The organism is Stella humosa (assembly GCF_006738645.1).
In the GTDB taxonomy this organism is placed as follows: domain Bacteria; phylum Pseudomonadota; class Alphaproteobacteria; order ATCC43930; family Allostellaceae; genus Allostella; species Allostella humosa.
In genome coordinates this window covers 3744483-3769734 of record NZ_AP019700.1, presented here as the reverse complement: position 1 = coordinate 3769734, position 25252 = coordinate 3744483, and the positions used below count along the sequence as shown (strand labels likewise).

General features: G+C 71.2%; 24 protein-coding genes. 19 read left to right on the top strand and 5 right to left on the bottom strand.

The features are described from left to right. A complete protein-coding gene (locus STVA_RS17675) occupies positions 1-2391 on the top strand; it encodes a hybrid sensor histidine kinase/response regulator (protein WP_123693643.1) in 2391 nt (796 codons plus the stop codon). A 15-nt stretch (positions 2392-2406) separates the two neighbouring features. Here STVA_RS17675 and STVA_RS17670 read toward each other — a convergent pair whose 3' ends face one another. After that, positions 2407-2943: a cytochrome P460 family protein gene (locus STVA_RS17670; RefSeq protein ID WP_123693645.1), complete on the bottom strand. Its 537-nt coding sequence runs from the start codon at positions 2941-2943 to the stop codon at positions 2407-2409. Further along, positions 2940-3272, bottom strand: coding sequence for a cupredoxin domain-containing protein (locus tag STVA_RS17665; protein ID WP_142235804.1), 333 nt, complete (start codon positions 3270-3272; stop codon positions 2940-2942). The genes STVA_RS17670 and STVA_RS17665 overlap by 4 nt, the downstream gene beginning before the upstream one ends. A 180-nt stretch (positions 3273-3452) precedes the next feature. On the opposite strand from STVA_RS17665, the gene phnC reads away from it, so the two are divergent. The 11 genes from phnC to STVA_RS17610 all read left to right on the top strand — a co-directional run bounded on the left by phnC (position 3453) and on the right by STVA_RS17610 (position 13751). Next, positions 3453-4262 carry a phosphonate ABC transporter ATP-binding protein gene (gene phnC / locus STVA_RS17660; protein WP_123693649.1) on the top strand — a complete coding sequence of 270 codons (810 nt, stop codon included), beginning with the start codon at positions 3453-3455 and terminating at the stop codon, positions 4260-4262. 25 nt (positions 4263-4287) lie between these two features. Then, the gene (phnD, locus tag STVA_RS17655) at positions 4288-5205 is read left to right on the top strand and encodes a phosphonate ABC transporter substrate-binding protein (protein ID WP_123693651.1); all 918 of its coding nucleotides are present in this window, start codon (positions 4288-4290) and stop codon (positions 5203-5205) included. A gap of 55 nt (positions 5206-5260) precedes the next feature. After that, positions 5261-6154 carry a phosphonate ABC transporter, permease protein PhnE gene (phnE, locus tag STVA_RS17650; protein WP_123693952.1) on the top strand — a complete coding sequence of 298 codons (894 nt, stop codon included), beginning with the start codon at positions 5261-5263 and terminating at the stop codon, positions 6152-6154. Beyond that, the gene (gene phnE / locus STVA_RS17645; RefSeq protein WP_245978486.1) at positions 6151-6975 is read left to right on the top strand and encodes a phosphonate ABC transporter, permease protein PhnE; all 825 of its coding nucleotides are present in this window, start codon (positions 6151-6153) and stop codon (positions 6973-6975) included. The genes phnE (STVA_RS17650) and phnE (STVA_RS17645) overlap by 4 nt, the downstream gene beginning before the upstream one ends. Before the next feature lie 113 nt (positions 6976-7088). Further along, positions 7089-7931 (top strand): RibD family protein, encoded by an 843-nt coding sequence (locus STVA_RS17640; protein ID WP_245978488.1) that lies wholly within the window; start codon positions 7089-7091, stop codon positions 7929-7931. Then, positions 7915-8907 (top strand): zinc-dependent alcohol dehydrogenase, encoded by a 993-nt coding sequence (locus STVA_RS17635; RefSeq protein ID WP_123693655.1) that lies wholly within the window; start codon positions 7915-7917, stop codon positions 8905-8907. Before STVA_RS17640 ends, STVA_RS17635 begins: the two co-directional genes overlap by 17 nt. A gap of 48 nt (positions 8908-8955) precedes the next feature. After that, entirely contained in the window at positions 8956-9369 is a 414-nt protein-coding gene (locus STVA_RS17630; protein WP_123693657.1) for a 6-pyruvoyl trahydropterin synthase family protein, read from the top strand. Next, positions 9369-10415 (top strand): glycosyltransferase family 4 protein, encoded by a 1047-nt coding sequence (locus tag STVA_RS17625; RefSeq protein WP_123693659.1) that lies wholly within the window; start codon positions 9369-9371, stop codon positions 10413-10415. Before STVA_RS17630 ends, STVA_RS17625 begins: the two co-directional genes overlap by 1 nt. Then, positions 10412-11218: a class I SAM-dependent methyltransferase gene (locus tag STVA_RS17620; protein WP_123693661.1), complete on the top strand. Its 807-nt coding sequence runs from the start codon at positions 10412-10414 to the stop codon at positions 11216-11218. The genes STVA_RS17625 and STVA_RS17620 overlap by 4 nt, the downstream gene beginning before the upstream one ends. An 11-nt stretch (positions 11219-11229) precedes the next feature. Beyond that, positions 11230-12987, top strand: coding sequence for a glucans biosynthesis glucosyltransferase MdoH (gene mdoH / locus STVA_RS17615; protein ID WP_245978490.1), 1758 nt, complete (start codon positions 11230-11232; stop codon positions 12985-12987). After that, positions 12984-13751: an FkbM family methyltransferase gene (locus tag STVA_RS17610; protein WP_123693665.1), complete on the top strand. Its 768-nt coding sequence runs from the start codon at positions 12984-12986 to the stop codon at positions 13749-13751. The genes mdoH and STVA_RS17610 overlap by 4 nt, the downstream gene beginning before the upstream one ends. On the opposite strand, the gene STVA_RS17605 is transcribed toward STVA_RS17610, so the two are convergent. Further along, complete coding sequence (locus STVA_RS17605; RefSeq protein ID WP_123693667.1) at positions 13721-14683, bottom strand: lipid kinase; 963 nt, start codon at positions 14681-14683, stop codon at positions 13721-13723. The two genes, STVA_RS17610 and STVA_RS17605, sit on opposite strands and share 31 nt — an antisense overlap. A 118-nt stretch (positions 14684-14801) precedes the next feature. Between STVA_RS17605 and STVA_RS17600 the strand changes: the two genes are divergently transcribed. Both STVA_RS17600 and mltA read left to right on the top strand, forming a co-directional pair. After that, positions 14802-15494 carry a phosphatase PAP2 family protein gene (locus tag STVA_RS17600; RefSeq protein ID WP_123693669.1) on the top strand — a complete coding sequence of 231 codons (693 nt, stop codon included), beginning with the start codon at positions 14802-14804 and terminating at the stop codon, positions 15492-15494. A 217-nt stretch (positions 15495-15711) separates the two neighbouring features. Next, entirely contained in the window at positions 15712-16887 is a 1176-nt protein-coding gene (gene mltA, locus STVA_RS17595) for a murein transglycosylase A (protein WP_142235803.1), read from the top strand. 74 nt (positions 16888-16961) lie between these two features. Here the strand turns inward: mltA and ilvD are convergent, their stop codons facing one another. Beyond that, positions 16962-18815 carry a dihydroxy-acid dehydratase gene (gene ilvD / locus STVA_RS17590; protein WP_123693673.1) on the bottom strand — a complete coding sequence of 618 codons (1854 nt, stop codon included), beginning with the start codon at positions 18813-18815 and terminating at the stop codon, positions 16962-16964. Positions 18816-18927: 112 nt separating this feature from the next. On the opposite strand from ilvD, the gene STVA_RS17585 reads away from it, so the two are divergent. Together STVA_RS17585 and STVA_RS17580 are read left to right on the top strand one after the other, a co-directional pair. Continuing rightward, positions 18928-19380 (top strand): OsmC family protein, encoded by a 453-nt coding sequence (locus tag STVA_RS17585; protein ID WP_123693675.1) that lies wholly within the window; start codon positions 18928-18930, stop codon positions 19378-19380. 70 nt (positions 19381-19450) lie between these two features. After that, entirely contained in the window at positions 19451-20014 is a 564-nt protein-coding gene (locus STVA_RS17580; protein ID WP_123693677.1) for a lipocalin family protein, read from the top strand. A gap of 3 nt (positions 20015-20017) precedes the next feature. On the opposite strand, the gene moaA is transcribed toward STVA_RS17580, so the two are convergent. Further along, positions 20018-21046, bottom strand: coding sequence for a GTP 3',8-cyclase MoaA (gene moaA, locus STVA_RS17575; protein ID WP_420822797.1), 1029 nt, complete (start codon positions 21044-21046; stop codon positions 20018-20020). 163 nt (positions 21047-21209) lie between these two features. On the opposite strand from moaA, the gene STVA_RS17570 reads away from it, so the two are divergent. From STVA_RS17570 to STVA_RS17560, 3 genes are read left to right on the top strand one after another with little or no spacing between them, the layout of a single operon-like run. Continuing rightward, positions 21210-22901 (top strand): ABC transporter permease, encoded by a 1692-nt coding sequence (locus STVA_RS17570; RefSeq protein WP_245978492.1) that lies wholly within the window; start codon positions 21210-21212, stop codon positions 22899-22901. Continuing rightward, entirely contained in the window at positions 22901-24196 is a 1296-nt protein-coding gene (locus STVA_RS17565; RefSeq protein ID WP_123693681.1) for an ABC transporter substrate-binding protein, read from the top strand. Before STVA_RS17570 ends, STVA_RS17565 begins: the two co-directional genes overlap by 1 nt. Next, positions 24193-25224 (top strand): threonine aldolase family protein, encoded by a 1032-nt coding sequence (locus STVA_RS17560; protein ID WP_123693683.1) that lies wholly within the window; start codon positions 24193-24195, stop codon positions 25222-25224. Before STVA_RS17565 ends, STVA_RS17560 begins: the two co-directional genes overlap by 4 nt. The last annotated feature ends 28 nt before the right edge of the window (positions 25225-25252 follow it).

Here is a 25252-nt window from a genome sequence, read left to right as displayed (position 1 = left end):
GTGCCGGACCCGCAGGGCCGCGTCACCATCCTCCTGCTCGAGGACAGCGAGATCGACGCCGAACTCACCCGGCTTCATCTCGCCGCCGGAAGACACGAATACCAGATCGTCCATGCGACCGACCGCGCCGGCTTCGTGGCCAGCCTGGAGGCGGGCGGACTCGACCTCGTCCTGGCGGACTATCTGCTGCCCGGGTTCGACGGGCTCCAGGCGCTGCGGCTGGCCCGTATCTACGCGCCGGACGTGCCGTTCCTGTTCGTCTCGGGTGTCGTCGGCGAGGAATTCGCGACCGACGCCCTGAAGCAGGGCGCCACGGACTATGTGATGAAGCGCAACCTGCAACGCCTGCCGGCCGCCGTCGACCGCGCGCTGACCGAGGCCCGCGAGCGCAACGAGCGGCGGCGGGCGGAACTGGCCTTGCGCGCGAGCGAGGTCGGGCTGCGGCTGGCGGTCGATGCTGCGCGGCTCGGTCTGTGGGATTTCGAGCCGGCGACGGGGCGCATGGCCTGCGACCGGCGCTGCCGCAGCCTGTTCGGCATCCCGGGCGACGGCGACTTCGATTTCGACGATTTCCTTGGCGGCTGTCATGCCGACGACCGCGCGGCGGTGCGGGTCGCCATCCTGGCGGCGACCGATCCGACCGGCACGGGCGAAGTGGTCGAGGAGCATCGCACCCTTCGCCCCGATGGCGGGGAACGCTGGGTCGCGACCCATGGCCGGGCCTTCTTCGAGAACGGCGTCTGCACGCGCGTGATCGGCGTCGTCCAGGACGTGACCGAGCGGCAGCGGACCGAGGCCGAGCTGCGCCGCCTGAACGAGGCGCTGGGCGCGCGGGTCGAGGAGCGTACCCGTGAGCGCGACCGCGCCTGGCGCCTGTCGCGCGACCTGATGGTCGTCAAGCGGCTGGACACCACGCCGGTCGCCCTCAACCCGGCCTGGCAGGACGTGCTCGGCTGGCGCGAGGGCGAGCTGATGGGCGGCCGGCTGGTCGAGCTGGTCCATCCCGACGACCAGCCGATCGCCGTGGCGGCGGTCCAGGCGATGCGCGATCGCGGCCTGATCGAGCGGTTCGAGAACCGCTATCGTCGGCGGGACGGCAGCTACCGCTGGATCGCCTGGACGGCGGTGCCGGCCGACGACCTTATCTACGCCGTCGGCCGCGACGTGACGGAGGAGAAGCTGGCCACGGCCGAGCTGGCCGCCGCCAACCGTCAGCTTCTGGCCCAGATCGAGGAGCGCGAGCGGATCGAGGCGACCTTGCGCCAGATGCAGCGGCTGGAGGCGGTGGGCCAGCTCACGTCGGGCGTCGCCCATGATTTCAACAACCTGCTGACCATCATCCTGGGCAATATCGGCTTCGCCGAGCGGGCGCTGGAGCGCGAGGGTGCGGCCGAGCAGCTCCGCCGCCGGCTGGGCCATATGCGCACGGCGGCCGAGCGCGGTGCCAAGCTGACGGACCAGTTGTTGTCCTTCTCGCGCCGCCAGCGGCTGGAGCCCAAGCCGACCGACCTCAACGAGACGGTCGAGGGCATGCGCGAACTGCTCCAGAGCACGCTGGGCGGCAGCGTCCGCCTGCGCCGGATGCTGGCGCCGGACCTGTGGCCGGCCCTGGTGGACCCGACGCAGATCGAGCTGATCATCCTCAACCTGGCCATCAACGCACGCGATGCCATGCGGGTGGGCGGCAGCCTGACCATTTCCACGGCCAACACGACGCTGGCGGCCGAGCACCGCCGGCCGGAGGAGCCGGGGCCGGGCGAATACGTCATGCTTTCGGTCATGGATACCGGCACCGGCATGACGCCGGACGTCCTGGCCAAGGCCTTCGAGCCGTTCTTCACCACCAAGAAGGTGGGGGAGGGATCGGGGCTCGGCCTGGCCCAGGTCTATGGCTTCGCCAAGCAGTCGGGCGGCGGCGTCGCGATCGACACGGAGGCCGGGCAGGGCACGACGATCCGGGTCTACCTGCCGCGCGCGGACGGCGAGGCCGTGCGCCCGGTCGCCCGCATCGCCGATGCGCGCGCCGACGGCAGTGGCGACGGCCGCACCATCCTCGTCGTCGACGACGATGCGGCCGTGCGGGAAGTGACGGCATCGCGCCTCAGGGAACTGGGCTATCAGGTCATCGAGGCCGGCAGCGGTGGCCGCGCCCTGGAGATCCTGGACGGCGGCCGGCCGCTCGATCTGCTGCTGCTCGACTATGCCATGCCCGGCATGAACGGGGCCGAGGTCGCCCGCGAGGCGGCCCAGCGCCGGCCCGACCTCGCCGTCATGTTCATCACCGGCTTCGCCGACCTGGGTGCGCTCGCCGATGTCAGCGACGACCGCATCGTGCCCAAGCCCTACAACGACGCCGAGCTGGCCTCCAAGGTCCGCAAGGCGCTGGCGTAGCGCCCCACGGGCCGGCTACCTGCCGCGGTCCTGGAAGAACTTCACGAAGGTGAAGGTATAGTCCCGCTGCGTCCGGTTGAGATGGCAGGTGAAGCAGCTATCGGTCTTCACCTCGGTGCGAAGCTGGCCCTGCGGGGTGAAGGCCGCATATTCCCAGTCTGCATTGCGCTTGGACGGCGGATAGTCGTCGCCCCAGCCCTTGCGCTTCTCCTGCACCGCGATCGCCACGATCTCGGGCGTGGCGATCCAGCGGCCGTCGCCATCGAGCATCGGCTGGCCATCTGCGCCAAGGGCGGCCTTGCGGTCCTCCATCACCAGGACCGTGCCCTCGGGCGACGGCATGCCCGGCCCCATGGCGGCAAAGGCTTCCGGGTTGGCATAGAAGAAGCGGATGACCGGGGGCTTGCGGTCCGGCCGCTCCACCTGATTGTACTGCACGAAGCGCGTCTGGTAGTCGGCCGGGAAGGCGACGCGCTCAGGTCCGGCCAGTGCCGGCAGCGGCAGGAGGACGGCTCCGGCCAGCAGGGCGATTGCGATGAGGGGGCGGGTCATCGGCTGACCTCCACCACCATCTTCATGTCCTCGTGCACCACGCACTCGACCTCGAACCGGCCGGCACGGCGCAGCACCAGGCTGCGTTTCTCGCCACCTTTCTGCGTGCCGAGGTCGACGCCGTGGCCGACGGTCGGCACGAAGACGGCGTGGCTCATGTCGTCGTCATTGTCGAAGACGACGGTGTCGCCGACCTTGGCCTTCAGGATGTCCGGCCCGTAGATGCTGCCGGCCATGGTGACGGTGTGTTCGGCCGCCGAGGCGCCGGCCGCTGCCAAGAGTGCGATCGCGCCGAAGGCCGGCCCCAGAACCGATTTCCGCAAAGGCATGCATCCCTCCCGTTGCGGCCGCTGCAGGACGGCCGCCTGAATCGGTAGACCCAAGGTTGTGTTCCGGCCAGCGACGGTCACGCGGTTGTGATGTCGGCATCGGACTGTCACGCGCCGTTCATCACCCTGTCATCGCCCCCTGGCAGCTTGCCGGCTGCAAGGATTTTGGTGCGGTGCAGCATGCTCGAACTCCAGGATGTCGGACGGCGCTTCGGCGATCGCTGGGCGGTGACGGGGGCGACCCTCCGGGTGCCGGACGGCCAGTTCGTCGGCGTGATCGGGCGATCGGGCGCCGGCAAGTCGACGCTGCTGCGCATGATCAACCGCCTGGTCGATCCGTCCGCCGGGCGCATCCTGCACAACGGCCGCGAGGTGTCGGCGCTGCGCGGGGCCGAACTGCGGCGCTGGCGCCAGACCTGCGCCATGATCTTCCAGCAGTTCAACCTGATCGGCCGGCTCGACGTGCTGACCAACGTGCTGATGGGGCGCCTCAACCACGTGCCGCTGCATCGCAGCCTGCTGCGCCTGTGGCCGTCCCAGGACCGCGCGCTGGCCTTCTCGGCGCTCGAGCAGTTCGACATCGGCGCCATCGCCGCCCAGCGCGCCGACAGCCTGTCGGGCGGCCAGCAGCAGCGCGTCGCCATCGCCCGCGCCCTGGTGCAGGAGCCGCGCATCCTGCTGGCCGACGAGCCCGTCGCCTCGCTCGACCCGCGCAACACCCGCACCGTCATGGACGCCATCCACGGCATCAACCGGCGCTACGGCATCACCGTGATGGTGAACCTGCACTCGCTCGACCTGGCGCACGCCTATTGCGACCGGCTGATCGGCATGGCGGCTGGCCGGGTGGTGTTCGACGACGTGCCGGCCGCCCTGACCGACGATGTCGCCCGCACCCTCTACGGTTTGGAGGCAGGCGAGGTGCTGGACGCCCCCCAGGCCCGCGCGCCCGGCCCCGGCCTGGGCCACGCCATTCCCGCAACCGTCTGATCTCGTTTCCACCCAGGAGCATCCCATGCTGAGGCGCACCCTGCTGACCGGCCTTGCCGCCGCCGCCGCCATTTCCTTCGCCGGCACCGCCGCCCAGGCCCAGGCCTGGAAGGCCAAGTACCCTGAACTCGTGCTGGCCGCGATCCCGGACGAGAATGCGTCCGGCATGACCGGGCGCTTCGAGAAGTTCGTCGAGTACCTGTCACGCGAACTGGGCACCAAGGTGACGCTGCGCGTCGCCAACGACTATGCCGCCGTGATCGAGGGCCAGAAGGCCGGCAACGTCCATATCGCCAAGTACGGCCCGGCCTCCTACGCGCGCGCCGCCATGACCGGCGTGAAGACCGAGCCGTTCGCCATGGAAGTGAACGCCGACGGTACCGCCGGCTACCACTCGGTCTTCTATGTGCGGGCCGACAGCCCCTACCGTTCGATCGAGGACCTGAAGGGCAAGAACATCGGCCTCGTCGACCCGAACTCCACCTCGGGCAACAACGTCCCGCGCTTCGCGCTCGACAAGATGAAGATCGATACCGAGAAGTATTTCGGCCGCCTCGTCTATACCGGCAGCCACGAGAACGCGATCATCGCCTTGCAGCAGGGCACCGTCGACGTCGCCGCCAACTGGTGGAACGACGAGAAGGAGTCCAACCTGAAGCGCATGGAGCGCAAGGGGATGGCCAAGTATTCGGACTTCCGCATCATCTACAAGTCCGACCAGATCGTGAACTCGCCGTTCGCCTATCTCTCGGACCTGCCTGCCGAGCTGAAGACCGCGATCCGCGATGCCTTCTTCGCGGTCGAAAAGAAGGACCCGGAGGCATTCCGCAAGCTGACCGACGGTCAGCAGCAGCTCTGGAAGCCGACCACGCACAAGGACTACGAGCCGATCGTCGAGCTGAACCGTTTCGTCGACGACATGCGCAAGCGCCGCGCGAGCTGAGCTGAAGGAACGCGATCGGGCCGCGCCGATGCGCGGCCCGGTGGGCTCCCATGCCATGACCCTCACCAGTCCCCAGCGGCTGCCGGACGAGGCGCTGGTGCCTCTCGTCCGTGCCTATGAACGGACCATTGCCGCCCGCCGCCGCCAGACTGTTCTGGGCGGCATCATCCTGGCCCTGGCCACGCTGACGGCGGCCCTGGTCGCCGAGGTCGATCTCGGGCGGCTTGTCGCCAACTTCGACCGGCTGCCGACCTATCTCGCGCGCCTGTTCGTCTTCGACGACGGCGCGCTTGCCGGCCGCTCGGTGCTGCTGGACATCGGCGAATGGTACTGGGGCATCGCGCGCTGGCTGCGCCTCCTGGCCGAAACGCTGCTGGTCGCCTATGTCGGCACGGCGCTCGGTTTCATCGGCGGGTTCACGCTGTGCTTCTTCGCCGCCGCCAATGTCGGCCGCTGGCCGGTCGCACGCTTCCTCGCCAAGCGCTACCTGGAACTGTGCCGCACGGTTCCCGAGATCGTTTTCGCGCTCATCTTCGTCATCGCCTTCGGCCTGGGGCCGCTGCCGGGTGTGCTGGCCATCGCCATCCACACCACCGGCGCGCTGGGCAAGCTCTTTGCCGAAGTGGTCGAGAACGCCGACATGGGGCCGGTCGAAGGGACCACGGCGGCCGGCGGCACCTGGCTCGAGACCATGCGCTTTGCCGTCGTGCCGCAGGTCCTTCCGAACTTCGCCAGCTACACCCTGCTGCGTTTCGAGATCAATGTGCGCGGCGCCTCGGTGATGGGCTTCGTCGGCGCCGGCGGCATCGGCCAGGACCTGATCGAGGCCATCCGCAAGTTCTACTATGCCGACGTGTCGGCCATCCTGCTGCTGATCGTCGGCACCGTCATGCTGATCGACCTGGCGACCGAACGGCTGCGCGGCCGGCTGCACGGGGGACAGGCATGACCGTAGCCACTCCCCCATCCACCATGCCAGGCGCCGTGCATCGCGCGGGCGTGGCGCTGGCGTTCGCGGCCCCGGTGGCACTTCTGCTGTTCGGCCTGTGGTGGGTCGGACTGACGCCCCAGCGTCTGTGGTCGGGGCTGGGGCGGCTCGGCACGTTCGTCGTGCTGATGGTGCCGCCCGATTTCGGCACGGTCGCCAAGCTGCAGCTCTATGCCCATGCCCTGGCGCAGACGGTCGCCATCGCCTTCCTGGGCACCGGTCTGGCCGCCGTCATCGCCCTGCCGCTCGGCTTCCTGGCCGCGCGCAACGTCGTCGCCCAGCGGCTGGTGCATTTCCTGGCCCGCCGCAGCCTCGACACCGTGCGCGGCGTCGACACGCTGATCTGGGCCCTCATCTGGATCAACGTCGTCGGGCTCGGGCCGTTCGCGGGCGTGCTGGCGATCATGTCGGCGGACATCGGCGCCTTCGGCAAGATGTTCTCCGAGGCGATCGAGGCGACCGACCGGCGGGCGGGCGAGGGCGTGGTCGCCAGCGGCGGCGGCCGGCTGCACCGCATCCGCTTCGGGATCCTGCCCCAGGTGTTGCCGGTGATGCTGAGCCAGGTTCTGTACTACATCGAGTCCAACACCCGCTCGGCGACGATCATCGGCATCGTCGGCGCGGGCGGCATCGGCCTGCACCTGGCCGAGGAGATCCGCACGCTGGAATGGCAGGCGGTTGCCTTCCTGATCCTGATGATCCTGGCGACGGTGGCCGCGATCGACTGGTTGTCGTCGATCCTGCGCACCCGCATCGTCGGCACCCGCCTGGCCCCGGTGTAGCGGCCGGGAGGGGCAGGGGGCTTCCATCTGCCGCCGCGCGGCCTATTTCGCTATGCTCCAAAGACGTCGGCGACCGCTCCCGGTCCCGCAGCATTCCGGAGCCTGGACCTCCCTTGCCGCCCACCGGCCCTGACGCGGCCCCCGATTGTGCCGAGCCGATCGCGGGCGACGATGCCTGGACGGCGATGCTTGCGTGCGTGGCCGGGCCGGGTGCCGGCCTTTTCGACGGCGACGGGCGCCATCGTGGCCCGATCCCGGCCGATCCTGCCGCCGCCGAACTGCTCGACCTCTATGGGCCGTTCCTGGCCAGCGGCCAGGCGGGACCTCTGGTCTTCGCGCATCTCGGGCAGAGCCTCGACGGGCGGATCGCGACCGATGCGGGCGAATCGACCTACATCACCTGCCAGGCCAACCTCGACCACCTCCACCGCATGCGGGCGCTGGCCTGTGCGGTCGTGGTCGGGGCCGGCACCGTGCGCCATGACGACCCGCGCCTGACCGTGCGACGGGTGCCTGGTCGCCACCCGCGCCGCATCGTCATCGATACCGAGCGCCGGCTAGACGATCGCTACCGCCTGTTCCGCGACGGCGAGGTGGAGACGGTCGTGCTCTGCGCCCATGACCGGGTCGACCGCGCCACCATCGGCGATGCCCGCATCCTGGGCGTGCCGCGGCGCGGCGACACGATCGACTATGCCGCGGTCATCGACGTGCTGGCCGGCCTCGGCTGTCGCCGCATCTTCGTCGAGGGCGGCGGCGTCACCGTCTCGCGCTTCCTGGCCGAGGGCTGCCTCGATCGGCTGCAGGTGGCCGTCGCGCCGATGATCCTCGGTTCCGGCCGGCCGGGGCTGGCGTTGCCGCCGCTGGCAAATCTTTCCGAGGCGCTGCGTCCACCCACGCGGATCTTCCGTATGGGAGATGATGTGCTGTTCGACTGCGATGTCCGCCGGCTCTGAGCCGCCACCCGCCGCCCACGCCTTCTGGACGGTGGCGGCGGGCGTGGGCGAGATCCGCCCGGCCGCCGTGCCGTCGCCGGAACCGGACGAGGCGGTGGTCGCCACCCTGTGGTCCGGCATTTCCCGCGGGACCGAGACGCTGGTCTTCGCCGGTGGCGTGCCGGAGTCCGAATGGGAGCGGATGCGCTGCCCCTTCCAGGAGGGCGCGTTCTCGGGCGCGGTGAAGTACGGCTATGCCGCCGTCGGCCGTGTCGACTCCGGCCCGCCCGGGCTCCTGGGCACCAACGTCTTCTGCCTGCATCCGCACCAGGACCGCTTCGTCGTGCCGGCCGACGCCCTGCTGCCATTGCCGGCCGCTCTGCCGCCAAGGCGCGCCGTGCTGGCGGCCAACCTCGAGACGGCGATCAACGCGTTGTGGGATTCGCCCGTCCTCCCCGGCCAGCGGATCGCGGTCGTCGGCGGCGGCGTGGTCGGGTTGGCGGTGGCCCGCCTGGCATCGGCGGTGCCCGGTGCCCAGGTGACGCTGGTCGACGTCGATCCCGGCAAGGCGACGGTGGCGGCTGCCCTGGGCGTGGCCTTCGCCCTGCCCGACGCCGCCCCGCGGGACTGCGACGGGGTGTTCGAGGTCTCCGGCAAGCCGGCCGGCCTGGTGACCGCGCTGGACCTGGCGGGCGACGAGGCGGTGGTGACGGTGCTGAGCTGGTTCGGGTCGGCACCGGCGGCTCTGCCGCTGGGTGGCGCCTTCCATGCCCGGCGCCTGACGCTGCGCGCCTCCCAGGTCGGCCGCGTGGCACCCGCCCAGCGCAGCCGCTGGAGCTATCGCCGGCGCCTGGCGCTGGCGCTCGACCTGCTGGGCGACCCGGCCTATGACCATCTGCTGACGGGCGAGAGCGCCTTCGCCGACCTGCCGCAGACGATGCGGCGCCTGGCCGGGCCGCCCGACGGAACGCTTTGCCACGTCGTCCGCTATAGCTGATCCGCTCCGGCCCCCCACCCCTGGCAGCACCGAAGGCGAGCCCGACCCATGTATGCCGTCACCGTCTGCGACCACTTCATGATCGCCCACAGCTTCAAGGGCGAACTGTTCGGCCCGGCCCAGGCGCTGCACGGCGCCACCTACGCCGTGGAGGCGGAGTTCCGCCGTGCCGAGCTCGATGCCAACGGCGTCGTCTGTGATATCGGCCGGGCGATGACGGCGCTGCGCGAGGTGCTGGCCGCCTTCGACTACCGCAACCTCGACGCCGAGCCTGACCTGGCCGGCATCAACACCACGACGGAGTTCTTGTCGGCCGAGATCCATCGCCGACTGGCCGCACGCGCGGCAGCCGGCGACCTCGGGCCCGATACCGCCGGACGGCTGGAGTCGATCAAGGTGATCCTGCGCGAATCGCCGCGCGCCTGGGCCAGTTTCGAGGGACCGGTCGCGGCGCCGCGCTGATGCGGCTGGACCTGGCGTTGCCGGGCCGGCTCGACCGGCGGACCGGCGGCACCATCTATGACCGCCGCATCGTCGAGGGCCTGCGTGGGCAGGGCTGGCGAGTGACGGTCCACGAGATGGCCGGCAGCTATCCGATGGTCGATTCGGCGGCACGCGCGGCGGCTGCGGCGGTGCGCGCGCGTGCGGCGGGCCCGCTGGTCATCGACGGCTTGGCGCTGCCGGCCTTTGGCCTGGGCGCCGATGCGGCCACCGATGGCCCGCCGGTGATTGCGCTCATCCATCATCCGCTGGCCGAGGAGACCGGGCTTGCCGGCGACGTCGCCGCCGCCCTGCGCGCGGCCGAGCGGGCCGACCTGGCGCGCGTGGCCGGCATCGTCGTCACCAGCCCGTTCACCGCGCGCACCCTCCAGGCCGAGTATGGCGTCGCCCCGGATCGCGTCGTCGCGGTGCCGCCCGGCGTCGACCCGATGCCGCAGCGCCGGCCGCGGGCCGATGGCGGCCCGGTGCGCCTGCTGTCGGTGGCGGCCCTGGTGCCGCGCAAGGGACATGCCCTTCTGTTCGCCGCCCTGGCCGGGCTCGCCGACCTGCCGTGGGAGCTGACCTGCATCGGCGCCACCGATCGCGACCCGGCCCTGACCGCGGGCCTGCGCGAACAGTTGGCGGCCAGCGGGCTGGCCGGCCGGGTGACGCTGGCGGGCGAGGCCAGCGACGCGGCGGTGGCCGAGGCCTATCGCGCCGCCGACCTTTTCGTTCATTCCGCCGTCTATGAGGGCTATGGCATGGCGCTCAGCGAGGCCCTGCGCGCGGGCTTGCCCATCGTCGCGGTCGGCGGCGGGGCGGTGCCGGATACCGTGCCGGCCGATGCCGGGCTGCTGGTGCCGCCGGGCGACGCCGCGGCGATGGCCGATGCGCTGCGCCGGGCGATCGGCGACCAGGCCTTGCGCGCGCGGCTGACCGCGGCGGCCGGGGCGGCGGGTGCGGCCCTGCCGGGCTGGGACGACGCCGCGCGTGCGTTCGGCCGGGCCGTCCTGCGGTTCGCGGCATGAGCGGTTTTTCCTCCGACTGGCTGGCGTTGCGCGCGCCGTTCGACGATGCCGCGCGATCCGCTCGTCTGGCGCGCGCGTTCGCGCGGCTGTTGCCGGCCCGTGCCGCCATCGTCGATCTCGGCGCCGGCACCGGCGCCTCGCGCCGCGCCCTGCGCCCCTTGCTGGGCGATGGGGTGCGCTGGACCTTCGTCGAGGGCGATGCGGCGCTGTTGCGCCATGCCGTGGCCGGCGTCCCCGGTGCGCGTGGCGAGTGCCGCGACCTGGCGGCCGGCTGGACGCCGGTGCTGGATCGCGGTGTGGACGCGGTCACGGCCTTCGCTCTGCTCGATCTCGCGACCGCTGGCTGGGTCGAGCAGGCGGCTGCCGCCCTGACCCGTCGGCGCCTGCCGCTCTACGCGCCGTTGATCGTCGACGGGCGCGGGCACTGGTCGCCGCACGATCCGGGTGACGCGCTGGTCGATCACCTGTTCCGCGCCCACCAGCGCCGGCCCAAAGGTCTGGGCCGGGGATTGGCGCTGGGGCCTGCGGCGCCAGCGAGGGTCGCGTCGGCCTTTCGTCACCGCGGTGCCGAGGTGCTGTCGTCCGCCAGCGACTGGCGGGTGCCGCCGGACGCGACGGCCATGCTGGCGGCGATGCTGGAAGGAGCGGCGGCCGCCGCCCTGGAGCAGTCGCCGGCCGACCACGATGCGATCGCCGCCTGGGCTGATCGCCGCCGGCGGCAACTGCAGCAGGGTGCCCTGTCCCTCATGGTCGGGCACCGCGACCTGCTGATCATCCCGCGGCAAGACGGGCACGCAAGCTGAAGGACCGGACGATGGCGGCAGGGGCGGTTTCGGCGGCGGCGATCACCGGCAGGCGGCGGGTCTATGCGCTGGTCTGCGCCGCCAGCACGCTGGCCATGGTGGCGCTGATGGCGGCGGCCCTCATGCCGGGCGGCTTCGTCGCGTCCGACCTGGCGATCCTGCTGCTCTTCGCCTTCACCGTGCCCTGGTCGGTCATCGGTTTCTGGAATGCCGTCATCTTCCTGGTGTTGCGCATGGCGACGCCGGACGCGGTCGCGGCCGTGGCCCCCTTCGCCCGGCTGGCGCGGCCCGACGCGCCGATCGCCGGCCGCACCGCCATCCTCATCTGCGTGCGCAACGAGGACCCGGCGCGGGCCTTTGCCGCCGTCGGCCGGCTGATGGAGGGGCTGGCCGGGGCCGGCTGGGGCGAGCGCTTCCATGCCTTCGTGCTGAGCGACACCGACCGGCCGGACATCGCCGCGGCCGAGGAGGCGGAGGCCCGGCACCTGGCCGCGCGATGCCCGTCCACCTATCGCCGCCGCACGTCCAACGAGGGCTTCAAGGCCGGCAACATCCGCGACTTCTGCCTGCGCTGGGGCGGCGACTACCAGTTCATGGTGACGCTCGACGCCGACAGCATCATGGCGCCCGATGCCGTGCTGCGGCTGGTGCGGATCATGGAGGCCGAGCCGACGTTCGGCATCGTCCAGACGCTGGTGGCCGGCATGCCCAGCACCAGCCTGTTCGCCCGCCTGTTCCAGCTCGGCATGCGGCTCGGCATGCGCTCCTACACGCTGGGCTCGTCGGCCTGGCAGGCCGATTGCGGACCCTATTGGGGGCACAATGCGATCATCCGGGTCGAGCCGTTCACCCGTCACTGCCACATCCCGCGCCTCTCCGGCAGCCCGCCCTTCGGCGGCGACGTGCTGAGCCATGACCAGATCGAGGCTGCCCTGATGCGGCGGGCCGGCTTCGAGGTCCGCGTCCTGCCGGAAGAAGGCGGTAGCTGGGAGGCCAACCCGCCGACGCTGGTGGAGTTCGTGCGCCGCGACCTGCGTTGGTGCCTGGGCAACATGCAGTATGTCCGGCTGGTCGGCATGCGGGGGCTGCTGCCCGGCAGCCGCTTCCACCTGCTGCTGGCCATGCTGATGTTCTTCGGCGCGCCGGCCTGGGCGGCCCTGTTCGCGCTCATCGTCTGGCGCAGCGCCGCCGGGGCCGGGCAGGGGCCGATCTTCGATCCGACCCTGGGGCCGGTCGTCCTGGCGACGATGATCTTCCTGGTCTTCTCGCCCAAGATCGCGACCGCCATCGACGTGCTGGCCCGACCGGCGGAGCGCCGCAGCTTCGGCGGCGCCCTGCGCTTCACACTCGGCCTGGCGGCGGAACTGCTGTTCTCGCTGCTGCTCTTTCCCATCACCACCCTGGCCCACACCGTATTCATGCTGGGCCTGCCGCTGCGCCGACGCAGCACCTGGACGGGCCAGGTGCGCGACGACCATGCCGTGCCCTGGCTCTTGGCCCTGCGCGCCCTGTGGTTCCAGACATTGATGGGGGTCGTGGCGACCGTGGTCCTGCTGGCGTCGTCGTGGGAGGCCCTGACCTACGGCCAGTTCGGGGCCGCCGGCATGTTGCTGGCCGTGCCTTTCGCGGTGGCGACCTCGCTGCCCTGGCTCGGCCGTGCCGCCACCCGCTTCGGCCTCGGCCGCCTGCCGGAGGAGACGACGCCGCCGCCGGCCCTGGCGGCGGCCGGCCTGCCGGCGCTGACCCTGGCTGCGGAGCGCCGGGAATGACGGGCCTCCGTCAATTGTTGCGCCAGGCACGCGGCATCGGCCGCTCGCTCGCCATCTACTATCGCGGGCGCGAGCGTTCGCGGGCGATGGATCGCCTGCATGCCCGCTTCGTGAAATCGGGCGACCTGGTGTTCGATGTCGGCAGCCATGTCGGCGACCGTATCGCGTCCTTCCGGCGCCTGGGCTGCCGCGTCGTCGCCGTGGAGCCGCAGCCGCCCCTGCACCGGGTGCTGCGCCTGCTCTACGGTCGCGACCCGGCGGTGGCGCTGGAGCCCGTCGCCGTCGGCCGGGCGGCCGGCCGCGTCATCCTGCGCGTCAACAGCGCCAACCCGACGATCTCGACCGCGTCCGACCAGTTCATCCGTGCGACCGACGGCGCCCAGGGCTGGCAGGGCCAGACCTGGGACCATTCGGTCGAGGTCGCCCTGACGACGCTCGACCTGCTGATCGAGCGGCATGGCCAGCCGGCCTTCGTGAAGATCGACGTGGAAGGGTTCGAGGCCGAGGCGCTGGCCGGCCTGACGCGCCCGGTCGCGGCCCTGTCGTTCGAATTCACCACCATCCAGCGCGATGTCGCCCATGTCGCCATCGAGCGGCTGACGGCGCTTGGCCCCTATCGCTTCTGCGCCGCCCTGGGGGAAAGCCAGCGCCTGATCGAGGGCGGCTGGCGCGACGGGCCGGCCATGGCCCGCTGGATCGACGGCCTGCCGCAGTCGGCCAACTCGGGCGATGTCTATGCCGCGCTGGCACCGCCCGCCGATTGATCGGCTGGCTGTTGATCGGCCGCCTCCTTGTCGACCGTCTCCGGCGCGAATATGCGGACCGCGCCCGGATGCACCTGGAAGCGGGCCGGGGTCTGGGTCACCAGCTCGCCATCGGCATTGACCCGCATCGGGCGCCGCGTCGTCAGCGTGCAGGCCTTGGTGCGGAGCGTACGCACGTCGCTCCAGGCGCCATGGGTGCCGCGGCGCATCGATGGGGCCAGGGCCACCAGCCGCCACCAATGGTCGATCTCCAGGCTATAGACGTCGAGCATGCCGTCGTCGGGCTGGGCATCGGCATCGACCGTCATGCCACCGCCATAGTTGCGGCCGTTGCCGACCGCCACCTGGATGGTCTTCGTCTGCTCGCGCCCGCCGTCATGGCCGATGATGACGCTGAAGGGGCGCATCCGGCGCAGCAGGCGGAACGCGGTGATGGCGTAGCCCAGCACGCCCCAGCGCTTCTTAGATTCCGACGACAGTTCGCGTGCCAGCACCGCGCTGAAGCCGATGCTGGCGACGTTGAAATAGAGATGGCCGTTGACGTCGCCAAGGTCGATCGGCCGCGCCCGCCCGGCGGCGATGACGCGGGCGGCCTCCACGGGGTCGGTCGGGATCTCGAGCGAGCGGGCAAGGTCGTTGGCGGTCCCCAGCGGCAGGATGCCGAGCGGCAGCCCGGTCGCCACCAGGCCGGGGGCGGCCGCGTTCATCGTGCCGTCGCCGCCGCCGACGATGACCTCGGTGAAACCTTCGCTTGCGCGCGCCCGGATGGCGTCGGCGGCCTTGGTCCCTTCTTCGCAAGGGCATTCGACGAGCGTGATGCCGGCCTCGGCCAGGATCGCCTTGGGGCCGTCGAGCGCGGCACCGCCGTTGCGCGCCCGGCCGTTGACGATCAGCAGCGCCTTGCGCGGACCGTCGGGTAGGCGCTGGCTCATGCGGAACTCCTGCTTGGCGGCTCGCGTTCGCCCGGCTTCCGGGCACTGGGGCACGCGCTACAATGGCGACGGCCACCATCCGGTTCCACCAACGGCAGGCAAGGGAGCCAGTCCGGCGATGACAGCGATGGTGATGGGGATTCCGCGCGGCCGATGGGCCCTGTTCCTGGCGACGGCCGGCATGGCCGTGCTGCTGGCGGCCCTGGTCCGCGGCGGTGGAGAGGGGCCGCTGCATCGGTTCGACGAGGGTGTCCTCCTGGCGCTGCGCAGCCCGCTCGACCGGGCCGACCCGATCGGCCCCTTGTGGGTCGAGATCATGTTCCGCGACCTGACGGCGCTCGGCAGCCATGCCGTGGTGCTGCTGATCGGGCTGGCGGCGGTGGCCTACCTGGCGCTGCTGCGCGAGCGCACGGCGATCCTGCTGCTCGGTGTCTCGCTGCTGGGCGGGATTGCGCTGGGCGCCGGCCTGAAGCTGGTGTTCGCTCGCCCGCGGCCGGAACTGGTGGCGCACCTGGCCGACACCTACACCGCCAGCTTCCCCAGCGGCCACGCCATGCTGTCGGCGATCGCCTACCTGACCCTGGCCGGCTTGCTGGCGCGGGTGCAGCCGCGGGCGTCGCTGCGGCGCTACGTGCTGGCCGTCGGCATCGCCCTGACGGTGCTGGTGGGGGCGAGCCGCATCTATCTGGGCGTGCATTGGCCGAGCGACGTGGTGGCGGGCTGGTGCTTCGGTGCGGCCTGGGCGCTCTTCTGCCGCGGGGTGGTCGACCGCCTGGATGGTGCCCGTCACCGCCGGCCGACCCACGGTTGAGCCGACCGGCCCAATCGCTCCCGGTTGACTTCTGGATTTCCAGGCGGCTAACTCTTGCCGGGCCGGCGCGGGAACGGGGAATTTCCGGGCGCGGCAGTGGGGAAATCGTTTCGGGGGGCGTCGCCGAGCAGGCGGCGGAAAGGGGGGCTTGGTGCCGGCCAAGACGGATCATTGGGCGCTGCTTAGACGTGTTCGCGCCGGCGTGGGGACGCTGGCCTTGATATCCACCCTGGCAGCCTGCGCCATGGACGGGCAATCGCCCGCCATCCAGAGCGCCGCGGTGCCGCCGCAGGCGATCCTGGCACCGCCGGAAAGCACTGTGGAAGAGCTGGACGAGATTTTGCGGACATCCTCGGCCGTGGCCGTGCGCGATACCCCGCGCACCGCGGTCAGCCCCAACATCCTGCCCGGCTGGTCCCAGGACCGCCAGGCCGAGGCGATCCCGGCCCTGCTGAACTCCTGCCGGGTGCTGACCAACCAGCGCATGATCGCGATTGGCATCGACGCCACGCCCGACGACTGGGTCGATGTCTGCCTGAACGCCGCTTCCCTGGCACCCAACGACCAGCAGGCCGCCCGCCGCTTCTTCGAGCAGTGGTTCACGCCGGTCAAGGTCGAGACAGAGAATGGCGGCACCGGCCGCTTCACCGGCTATTACGAGGCCCAGCTCCGCGGCTCGCGCAAGCAGAGCGCTAAGTACAACGTTCCCATCTATGGCTATCCCGGCCGGCCCGAGGGCAAGACCCTGCCGACCCGGGCGCAGATCGCCCGCGGCGCGCTCGGCAAGGGCCGCAAGCCGCTGCTCTGGGTTGACAGCGAGTTCGACGCCTATGTGCTGGAGGTCCAGGGCTCGGGCCGCGTGCACATGGATGACGGCAGCGTCGTCGGCATCGGCTACGCCGGCCAGAACGGCCATCGCTTCGTCGACCTGACGGCGGTCCTGTCGCGCAACGGCGCCATTGCCGACCGCTCGTTCGAATCCCTGCGCCGCTATCTCGATCGCCTACCGGAATCCCGCCGCCAGGCGGCGCTCAACCACAATCCGAGTTATGTCTTCTTCCGCCTGCGCGACGGCAAGGACCCGGTCGGCGCCCAGGGCGTGCCCCTGACTGCCGGCCGCAGCCTGGCGGTCGACCCGCGCCACGTGCCGCTGGGCGCCCTGCTGTGGCTGCACGTGCCGCGCGGCCAGGGGGCGGACGACGTCCGCCGGCTGGTGGTGGCCCAGGATACGGGCGGCGCCATCAGCGGGCCGGTGCGCGGCGACGTGTTCTGGGGCCATGGCGACGAGGCCCGCGGCCGCGCGCTCGCGACCAATGCGGCCGGCCAGTACTACATGCTGGTGCCCAAGACCCACACGATCCTGACCCAGCTGACCGAGCGCACGTCGCGATAGCAGTCGGCTGACGAGACGAAGGCGGGGCACCCATCGGGCGCCCCGCCTTTTTCTTTGCCCCTATGCTGGGGCGATCAGCGGCGGCGAAGCGTCGACACGTCGCGCACGGCGCCGCGGGCGGCGCTGGTGGCGAGCGCCGCATAGGCCTGGAGGGCGACCGACACCTTGCGCTGGCGGACCTTGGGCTGCCAGGCATCGTCGCCCTTGGCCTCCATGGCGGCGCGGCGGGTGGCGATCACGTCGTCGGCCACCACCAGCCGGATCGAGCGGCTGGGGATGTCGATCTCGATGGTGTCGCCGTCCTCGACCAGGCCGATCAGGCCGCCCTCGGCGGCTTCCGGCGACAAGTGGCCGATCGACAGGCCGGACGAACCGCCCGAGAAGCGGCCGTCGGTGACGAGCGCGCACTGCTTGCCGAGGCCGACCGACTTTATGTAGCTGGTCGGGTACAGCATTTCCTGCATGCCGGGGCCGCCGCGCGGGCCCTCGTAGCGCACCAGGACCACGTCGCCGGCGGCGATCCTGCCGCCCAGGATGCCCTCGACCGCCTCGTCCTGGCTCTCGAAGATGCGGGCCGGGCCGGTGAACTTCAGGATGCTGCTGTCGACGCCGGCCGTCTTCACGATGCAGCCTTCCTCGGCGAGGTTGCCGTAGAGCACCGCCAGGCCGCCGTCCTTCGAGAAGGCATGCTCCAGGTCGCGGATGACGCCGCCCTCGCGGTCGTCGTCGACGGCCGTCCAGCGCCGCTCCTGGCTGAAGGCGACCTGGGTCGGCACGCCGCCCGGGGCCGCGCGATAGAAGGTGTTCACGGCCTCGCTGTCGGTGCGCTTCACGTCCCAGCGGTCGAGTGCCGCCGTCAGGCTCTCGGCATGGATCATCGGCGAGCTGCCATGGATCAGCCCGGCGCGGTCGAGTTCGCCCAGGATGCCCATGATGCCGCCGGCGCGGTGCACGTCCTCGACATGGACGTTGGCGACCGACGGCGCCACCTTGCACAGCACCGGCACCCGACGCGACAGGCGGTCGATGTCCTGCATGGTGAAGGGCACCTCGCCCTCGTGGGCGGCCGCCAGCAGGTGCAGCACGGTGTTGGTCGACCCACCCATGGCGATGTCGAGCGTCATCGCGTTCTCGAACGCCTTGAAGTTGGCGATCGAGCGCGGCAGCACCGAGGCGTCGTCCTGCTCGTACCAGCGCCGCGCCAGGTCGACGACCAGGTGACCGGCCTCGACGAACAGGCGGCGGCGGTCGGCATGGGTCGCCAGGACCGTGCCGTTGCCCGGCAGCGCCAGGCCCAGCGCCTCGGTCAGGCAGTTCATCGAATTGGCGGTGAACATGCCCGAGCACGAGCCGCAGGTGGGGCAGGCGGACCGCTCGACCGCGGCCACGTCGGCGTCTGGCACCTTGGCGTCGGCGGCCACGATCATGGCGTCGATGAGGTCGACCGCCCGGGTCTTGCCGTCGAGCACGACCTTGCCGGCTTCCATCGGCCCGCCCGAGACGAAGACGGTCGGGATGTTGAGGCGCAGTGCCGCCATCAGCATGCCGGGGGTGATCTTGTCGCAGTTGGAGATGCAGACCAGCGCGTCGGCGCAGTGGCCGTTCACCATGTATTCCACGGCATCCGCGATCAACTCGCGCGAGGGCAGGCTGTAGAGCATGCCGTCATGGCCCATGGCGATGCCGTCATCGACCGCGATCGTGTTGAATTCCTTGGCGACGCCGCCCGCCGCCTCGACCTCGCGCGCGACCAGTTGGCCCAGGTCCTTCAGGTGGACGTGGCCCGGCACGAACTGCGTGAAGGAGTTGGCGATGGCGATGATCGGCTTGTCGAAATCCGCGTCGGTCATGCCGGTTGCGCGCCACAGGCTGCGGGCGCCGGCCATGTTGCGGCCATGGGTCGTCGTTCTGGAGCGGTAGGTGGGCATGGGGCTCGCTCGTTCCGGTGTCGGCAGGGTGGGGCAGGAGCCCCGTCGGTCGATTTCTAGTAGCGCAATATGCGCGGCCGTGCATTTTCTTCCGCCATCGGGAGGTCTGGAAATGAGCAGCTACGAAGCCGAGATCGTCTGGCAGCGCGGCGAACAGAATTTTGCCGACGGGCGCTACAGCCGCGGCCATGAATGGCGCTTCGACGGCGGGCAGGTGGTGCCGGCCTCGTCCTCGCCGCATGTCGTGCGCGTGCCCTATTCGGTGGCCGAGAACGTCGACCCGGAGGAAGCGTTCGTGGCCGCCATCTCCAGTTGCCACATGCTGTTCTTCCTGAACCTGGCGCAGAAGCGCGGCATCGTCGTCGACGCCTATCGCGATGCCGCCATCGGCCATATGGAAAAGAACGCGGCCGGCCGCATGGCCATGACCCGGGTCGTCCTGCGGCCGCGGATCGCCTATTCCGGCACGCCGCCCTCGGCCGAGACGGTGGCGGAGATCCATCACGAGAGCCACGAGCTGTGCTTCATCGCCAACTCGGTCACGACCGAGATCACGGTGGAATAGCGCCGGCGGGAACGATCCGGCCCGTCTTGCAGTTCGTATCCGTCCGGATATTGGCGGCGCAGAGGACGGCATGAAGCGATTTGCAGGGATGGCGGCGGCGGTGGCGATGCTGGGAGGCTGTGCCGGAACCGGCGGCGCCAACCTGCCGGTGGTGGCGGGCGTCGACCTCGATCGCTATGCCGGCCGCTGGCACGAGGTGGCCGCGATGCCGGCCTGGTTCCAGCGCAAATGCGCCAGCGACACCACGGCCGACTATGCGCCCACGCCCGATGGCCGCATCACGGTCGTCAATCGCTGCCGCGAGGCCGATGGATCGACGCGGGAGGCGACGGGCGTTGCCCGCCCCACAGGCACGCCCGGCGAAGGCAAGCTGGAGGTCAGCTTCCTGTCGGTGTTCGGCATCCCGATCTGGCCGGCGGCCGGCGACTACTGGATCATCGCGCTCGATCCCGACTATCGCTGGTCGGTCGTCGGCCACCCGTCGCGGGAATATGGCTGGATCCTGTCGCGCACGCCGACCTTGCCGGCCGCGACACTGCGGGAACTGCGGGGCAGGCTGGCGGCTGCCGGCTACGACACCTGCAAGCTGGTCGTCACCCAGGACGCGGCCAAGCCGCGGCTCTGCGACGTCTAGGCGCTAGCCGCCCGTCACGCTCATGTGGCGGGAGACGGCGGCGGTGCGGCGGCGGCGGTCGATGATGAAGTCGTGGCCTTTGGGCTTGCGCGCGATGGCGGCCCGGATGGCCGTGTCGAGCTGGCCGTCATCGTCGGTGGCACGCAGGGGCTGGCGCAGATCGGCCGCGTCCTCCTGGCCCAGGCACATGTAGAGGGTGCCGGTGCAGGTCAGCCGCACGCGGTTGCAGCTTTCGCAGAAATTATGGGTCAGCGGGGTGATGAAGCCCAGGCGCTGGCCGGTCTCGCGCACGGTGTAGTAGCGCGCCGGCCCGCCGGTCTTGTGGTCGCTTTCGTCCAGCGTCCAGCTCTGCTGGATCTTCGCCCGCACCATCGACAGCGGCAGGTACTGGTCGAGGCGGGCGTCGCCGCCCAGTTCGCCCAGCGGCATCACCTCGATCAGGACCAGATCGAAGCCCTCGTCGCCGCACCAGGCGATCATGCGGTCGATCTCGTCGTCGTTGACGCCCTTCAGCGCCACGGCGTTGATCTTGATGGCGAGCCCCGCGGCCTTGGCGGCCGCCACGCCCTCCAGCACCTGCTCCAGCCGGCCCCAGCGGGTGATCGCCGCGAACTTGGCCCGGTCCAGGGTGTCGATCGAGACGTTGATCCGCTTGACGCCGCAGGCCGCCAGTTCGGCCGCGTGCTTGGCCAACTGGCTACCGTTGGTGGTGACGGTCAGCTCGTCGAGCGCGCCGCTGCCCAGGTGGCGCGACAGGTTGCGCACCAGGCTCATGACATTGCGGCGCACCAGCGGCTCGCCGCCGGTCAGCCGCAGCTTGCGCACGCCCATGCGCACGAAGGCGCTGCACAGCCGGTCCAGCTCCTCAAGGCTCAGGATCTCGGCCTTGGGCAGGAACGTCATGTCCTCCGCCATGCAGTAGAGGCAACGGAAGTCGCAGCGATCGGTGACCGACACGCGCAGATAGGAAATCCGGCGCGCGAACGGGTCGATCAGGGGGGCGGTGGCGATGTCGGCGGGGGTCATCGTCATATACGGAGATATATAAGGCTCGCCGGGGTGACATGGAAAGGGCCGGTGCGACGGAATGCCGTCTGGCGGGCATGGCCGGCTGCGACGAAACGTGACAAATTCGCGCCGTCACGACCATGATCCGCATTCGCAATACCGCCATCCCCGCCGGAGCCGTCCGCCCTTGACCGACGCCGCCCTGTCCGGCCCCGTCACTGCCGCCATTCCCGACCGGCCGCGCACCCGCTCCGGCGCGCGGGTGTGGGCGTGGCTGGCGATCGGCATTGCGACCCTGGTCAGCATCCCGCTGATGGCGGTCTTCGCCAACCTGCTCGCCCCCTCCGACGGGGTGTGGATCCACCTGGCGTCGACGGTATTGCCGCGCTATGTCGCCAACACCCTGTGGCTGGCCCTGGGGGTCGGGCTGGGCACGCTGGTGATCGGCACGGCGGCGGCCTGGCTGGTCACCATGTACCGATTCCCCGGCTGGCGGGTGTTCGAATGGGCGCTGCTGCTGCCCTTGGCCGCCCCCGGCTATGTCATGGCCTACGCCTATGCCGATTTTCTGCAGTTCGTGGGGCCGGTGCAGACGGCGCTGCGCGCCGGCATGGGCTGGAGCCGGGGCGACTACTGGTTCCCGGAGATCCGCTCGGTCGGCGGGGCCGCTTTCGTCCTGACGCTGGCCGCATACCCCTATGTCTACCTGCTGGCGCGCGCGGCCTTCCTCAGCCAGTCGGTCTGCGTGCTGGAGGTGAGCCGCACGCTGGGCTGCGGCCAGTGGCGCATGTTCTTCCGCGTGGCCCTGCCGCTTGCCCGGCCCTCGCTGGTGGCCGGCGTGGCGCTGGCGCTGATGGAAACACTGGCAGAGTTCGGCGCCGTCCAGCATTTCGGCATCGATACCTTCACGACCGGCATCTATCGCACCTGGTTTGCCATGGGCACGCCGGTGGCGGCCGCCCAGCTCTCGGCCCTGCTGGTCACCTGCGTCGCGGTCCTGGTGGTGGTCGAGCGCTGGTCGCGCGGGCAGGCGCGCTTCCACCACACGACGCCGCGCTACCGCCGGCTGCCGGTGCAGCGCCTCGGCATGGCGGGCTCGGTGGTGGCGATCCTGGTCTGCGCGCTGCCGATCCTGCTCGGCTTCTTCGTGCCGGGCGGCGTGCTGCTGCAAATGGCCATGACCGGCGGCGACCCGCTGTTCGGGCCGCAGTTCCTGGGCTTTGCCCGCAACAGTCTGCTGTTGGGCGCCATGGCGGCCGTCCTGGTGGTGTCGGTTGCGGTCGTGCTGGCCTATGCCGCCCGCCTGGCGCCCGGGCCGGCGGTGCGCACCGCCGTGCGGCTGGCGACGCTGGGCTATGCGATGCCGGGGGCGGTGATCGCGGTCGGCATCCTGATCGCGTTCGGCGCCTTTGACAGCGCGCTCGATGCCTGGGCGCGGCGCACCCTGGGCCTGTCGACGGGGCTGCTCTTCAGCGGCACGGCGTTCGCCCTGCTGATGGCCTATCTGGTCCGCTTCCTGGCGGTCGCCTTCAATGCCGCCGAATCCAGCTTGGCCCGCGTCACCCCGCATATCGACCAGGCGTCACGCGTGCTGGGGCAGGGGCCGCGCGGGACGCTGTGGCGCGTCCACCTGCCGATGCTGCGCGGCGGCCTGCTGACGGGGGCGCTGCTCGTCTTCGTCGACGTGATGAAGGAACTGCCGGCGACCCTGATCGTGCGGCCGTTCGATTTCGACACGCTGGCGATCCGGGCCTATCGGCTGGCGTCGGACGAGCGGCTGGCGGAAAGCTCTACGGCCTCGCTTGCCATCGTGGTCGCCGGTATCTTGCCGGTCATGCTCCTGAGTCGCGCCATCGGCCGGGCTCGTCCCGGCGCCTGATGCAGTTTCGCATCCTTCCTGCCGCGGCCCTGGCCGCCGGCATCCTGTCGTCTGCCGTCCCCGCGATCGGTGCCGACCCCATCGTGATCGGCGTGGTGCTGAGCGAGGCGCCGGCTGCGGCCGCCCTGCCGGCCAGCTTCATCCGCGCCGGCATCGAGGCCGCGGCCCAGGTCGCCAATGGCGAAGAGGCGGGCAAGGCCCTGCCGGTCAGGATCGTCTTCGCCGACGATCGCGGCACGCAGGCGGGGTCCGCCGAGGTGGCCGCCCGCCTGCTGGGCGAGTTCAAGGCGGCCGCCCTGATCGGCGGCCAGGGCTCGCAGACGGCCCCGCCGCAGATTGCCGCCGCGGCCCGTGCCGGCCGGCCCTTCGTCAACGTCAATGGCTGGGACGCCGCGCTTCGGCTCTCCGGCGTGGCCGATGTCTTCCATATTTCCCCCGACAACACCTCCCTGGCCGAGGCGCTGGCGCGGTCTGCGGCGGCATTGGGGGCCGAGCGCGTCGCCATTGCCGCCCCGGCGGCCGACCGTGGTGCCGAGGCCCGGGCCGAGCCGCTGAAGGCGGCCCTGGCCGCGCTGGAGCCGCCGATCGCCAGCAGCTTCCTGTCGCTCGACGTGCCGGCCCTGAAGCCGCCGGCGCTGGCCGCCCTGCGCCGGGACGTGCCCGACCTCGTCGTGGCGATCCAGGGGGGCACGGCCGGCGCCCGCTTCCTGGGCCAGATGCGCCAGGCCGGGATCGCGCCCACCGCGCGCCGCCTGGTACTGGACGGTGCCGGCATCGTCGATTCCGCGGTCTTCTGGGACGACGCGCGCGAAGCAGGGCAGTACCTGCTGTCGATCGCGCTGCACAATCCGGCGATCCCGCTGACGGCGCGCGGCCAGGCCGTGCGCTCGGCGCTGCCGACCGACATGCCCGAGACGCGGCTGTTCCACCAGGGGGCCGACGCCGTGTTCGCCCTCGTCGATGCCCTGCGCCGGGCGCAGTCGGCGGAGGGGACGGCCCTCGTCAAGGCGCTCGACACCGCGCCCGCGATCGGCACCCGAGGGCCGATCCGTTTCCAGGTCGAGAAGGGGCCGCGCCACCGCCAGCGCATCGACATTCCCTTCGCGCTGATCCAGCAGGCAGAGCAGGGGGCGCCCGCCGCCCGCGCGCAGGTGGTGTGGGTGCCGGGTCGCGCGCTCGACACCGCCCGCCTCGCCCGCCCGGCGTCCGCCGCCGTGCCGCCCGCGGCACCCGCCCGGCCGGCGCCCACGCCTGCGCCCGTCCCTCCACCCAAGCCGGCCGGGGCCGTCCGATGACCGTCAATCTCTACAGCGACACCCAGACCCTGCCGACCGCGGCCATGCGGCGCGCCATCGCTGAGGCGCCGGTCGGCGACGAACAGCGGGGCGAGGACCCGTCGGTCAATGCGCTGTGCGAGCGCGTGGCCGCCTTGCTGGGCCAGGAGGCGGCTTTGTTCCTGCCGTCCGGCACGATGTGCAACGAGATCGCGCTGGCGGTCCATTGCCGGCCGGGCGACGAGGTGCTGGCCGACGTCACCTCGCACCTGATCCATTTCGAGGCGGGCGCCCCGGCGGCGTTGGCCGGTGTGCTGATCGGCACGCTGCCCGGCAAGCGGGGGATCTTCCAGGCCGCCGACGTCGACGCGGCCGCCCGCCCCAACACCCGCCACGCGCCGCGGCAGCGACTGGTCTCGATCGAGAACACGGCCAATCTCGGCGGCGGCACGGTCTGGCCGCTGGCGACCGTGGCAGCGGTGGCCCAGGCCGCGCGTGGCCGCGGCCTGTCGGTCCACATGGACGGCGCCCGGCTGATGAACGCGGTCGTGGCCTCCGGCACGCCGGCGGCCGACTATGGCCGGCTGTGCGACAGCCTGTGGATCGACCTGACCAAGGGGCTGGGCTGCCCGGTGGGCGCCGTGCTGGCCGGCGGTCGCGACTTCATCGAGGAGGCCTGGCGCCTGAAGCACCGCTGGGGCGGGGCGATGCGGCAGGCGGGCATCCTGGCCGCGGCCGGCCTCCATGCCCTCGATCATCACATCGACCGCCTGGCCGACGACCATGCCCATGCCCGCATCCTGGCCCAGGGCCTAGTGGGCCTGCCCGGCGTGGCGGTCGATCTTGATGCGGTCGAGACCAACATGGTCTATCTCGACGTGACGGGCACCGGCCTCGGCGCGCCCGAGATCGTCCAGCGCCTGAAGGCGCATGCCATCGTGGTCGGCGCCCTCAGCCCCACCAACATCCGCGCCGTCACCCATCTCGATGTCGACCGCGCCGGCATCGATCGCGCGATCGATGCCTTCGCCGCCGTGCTGGGCCGTTGACGGGGTTCGCCCGCCTCCGCTAGACCCG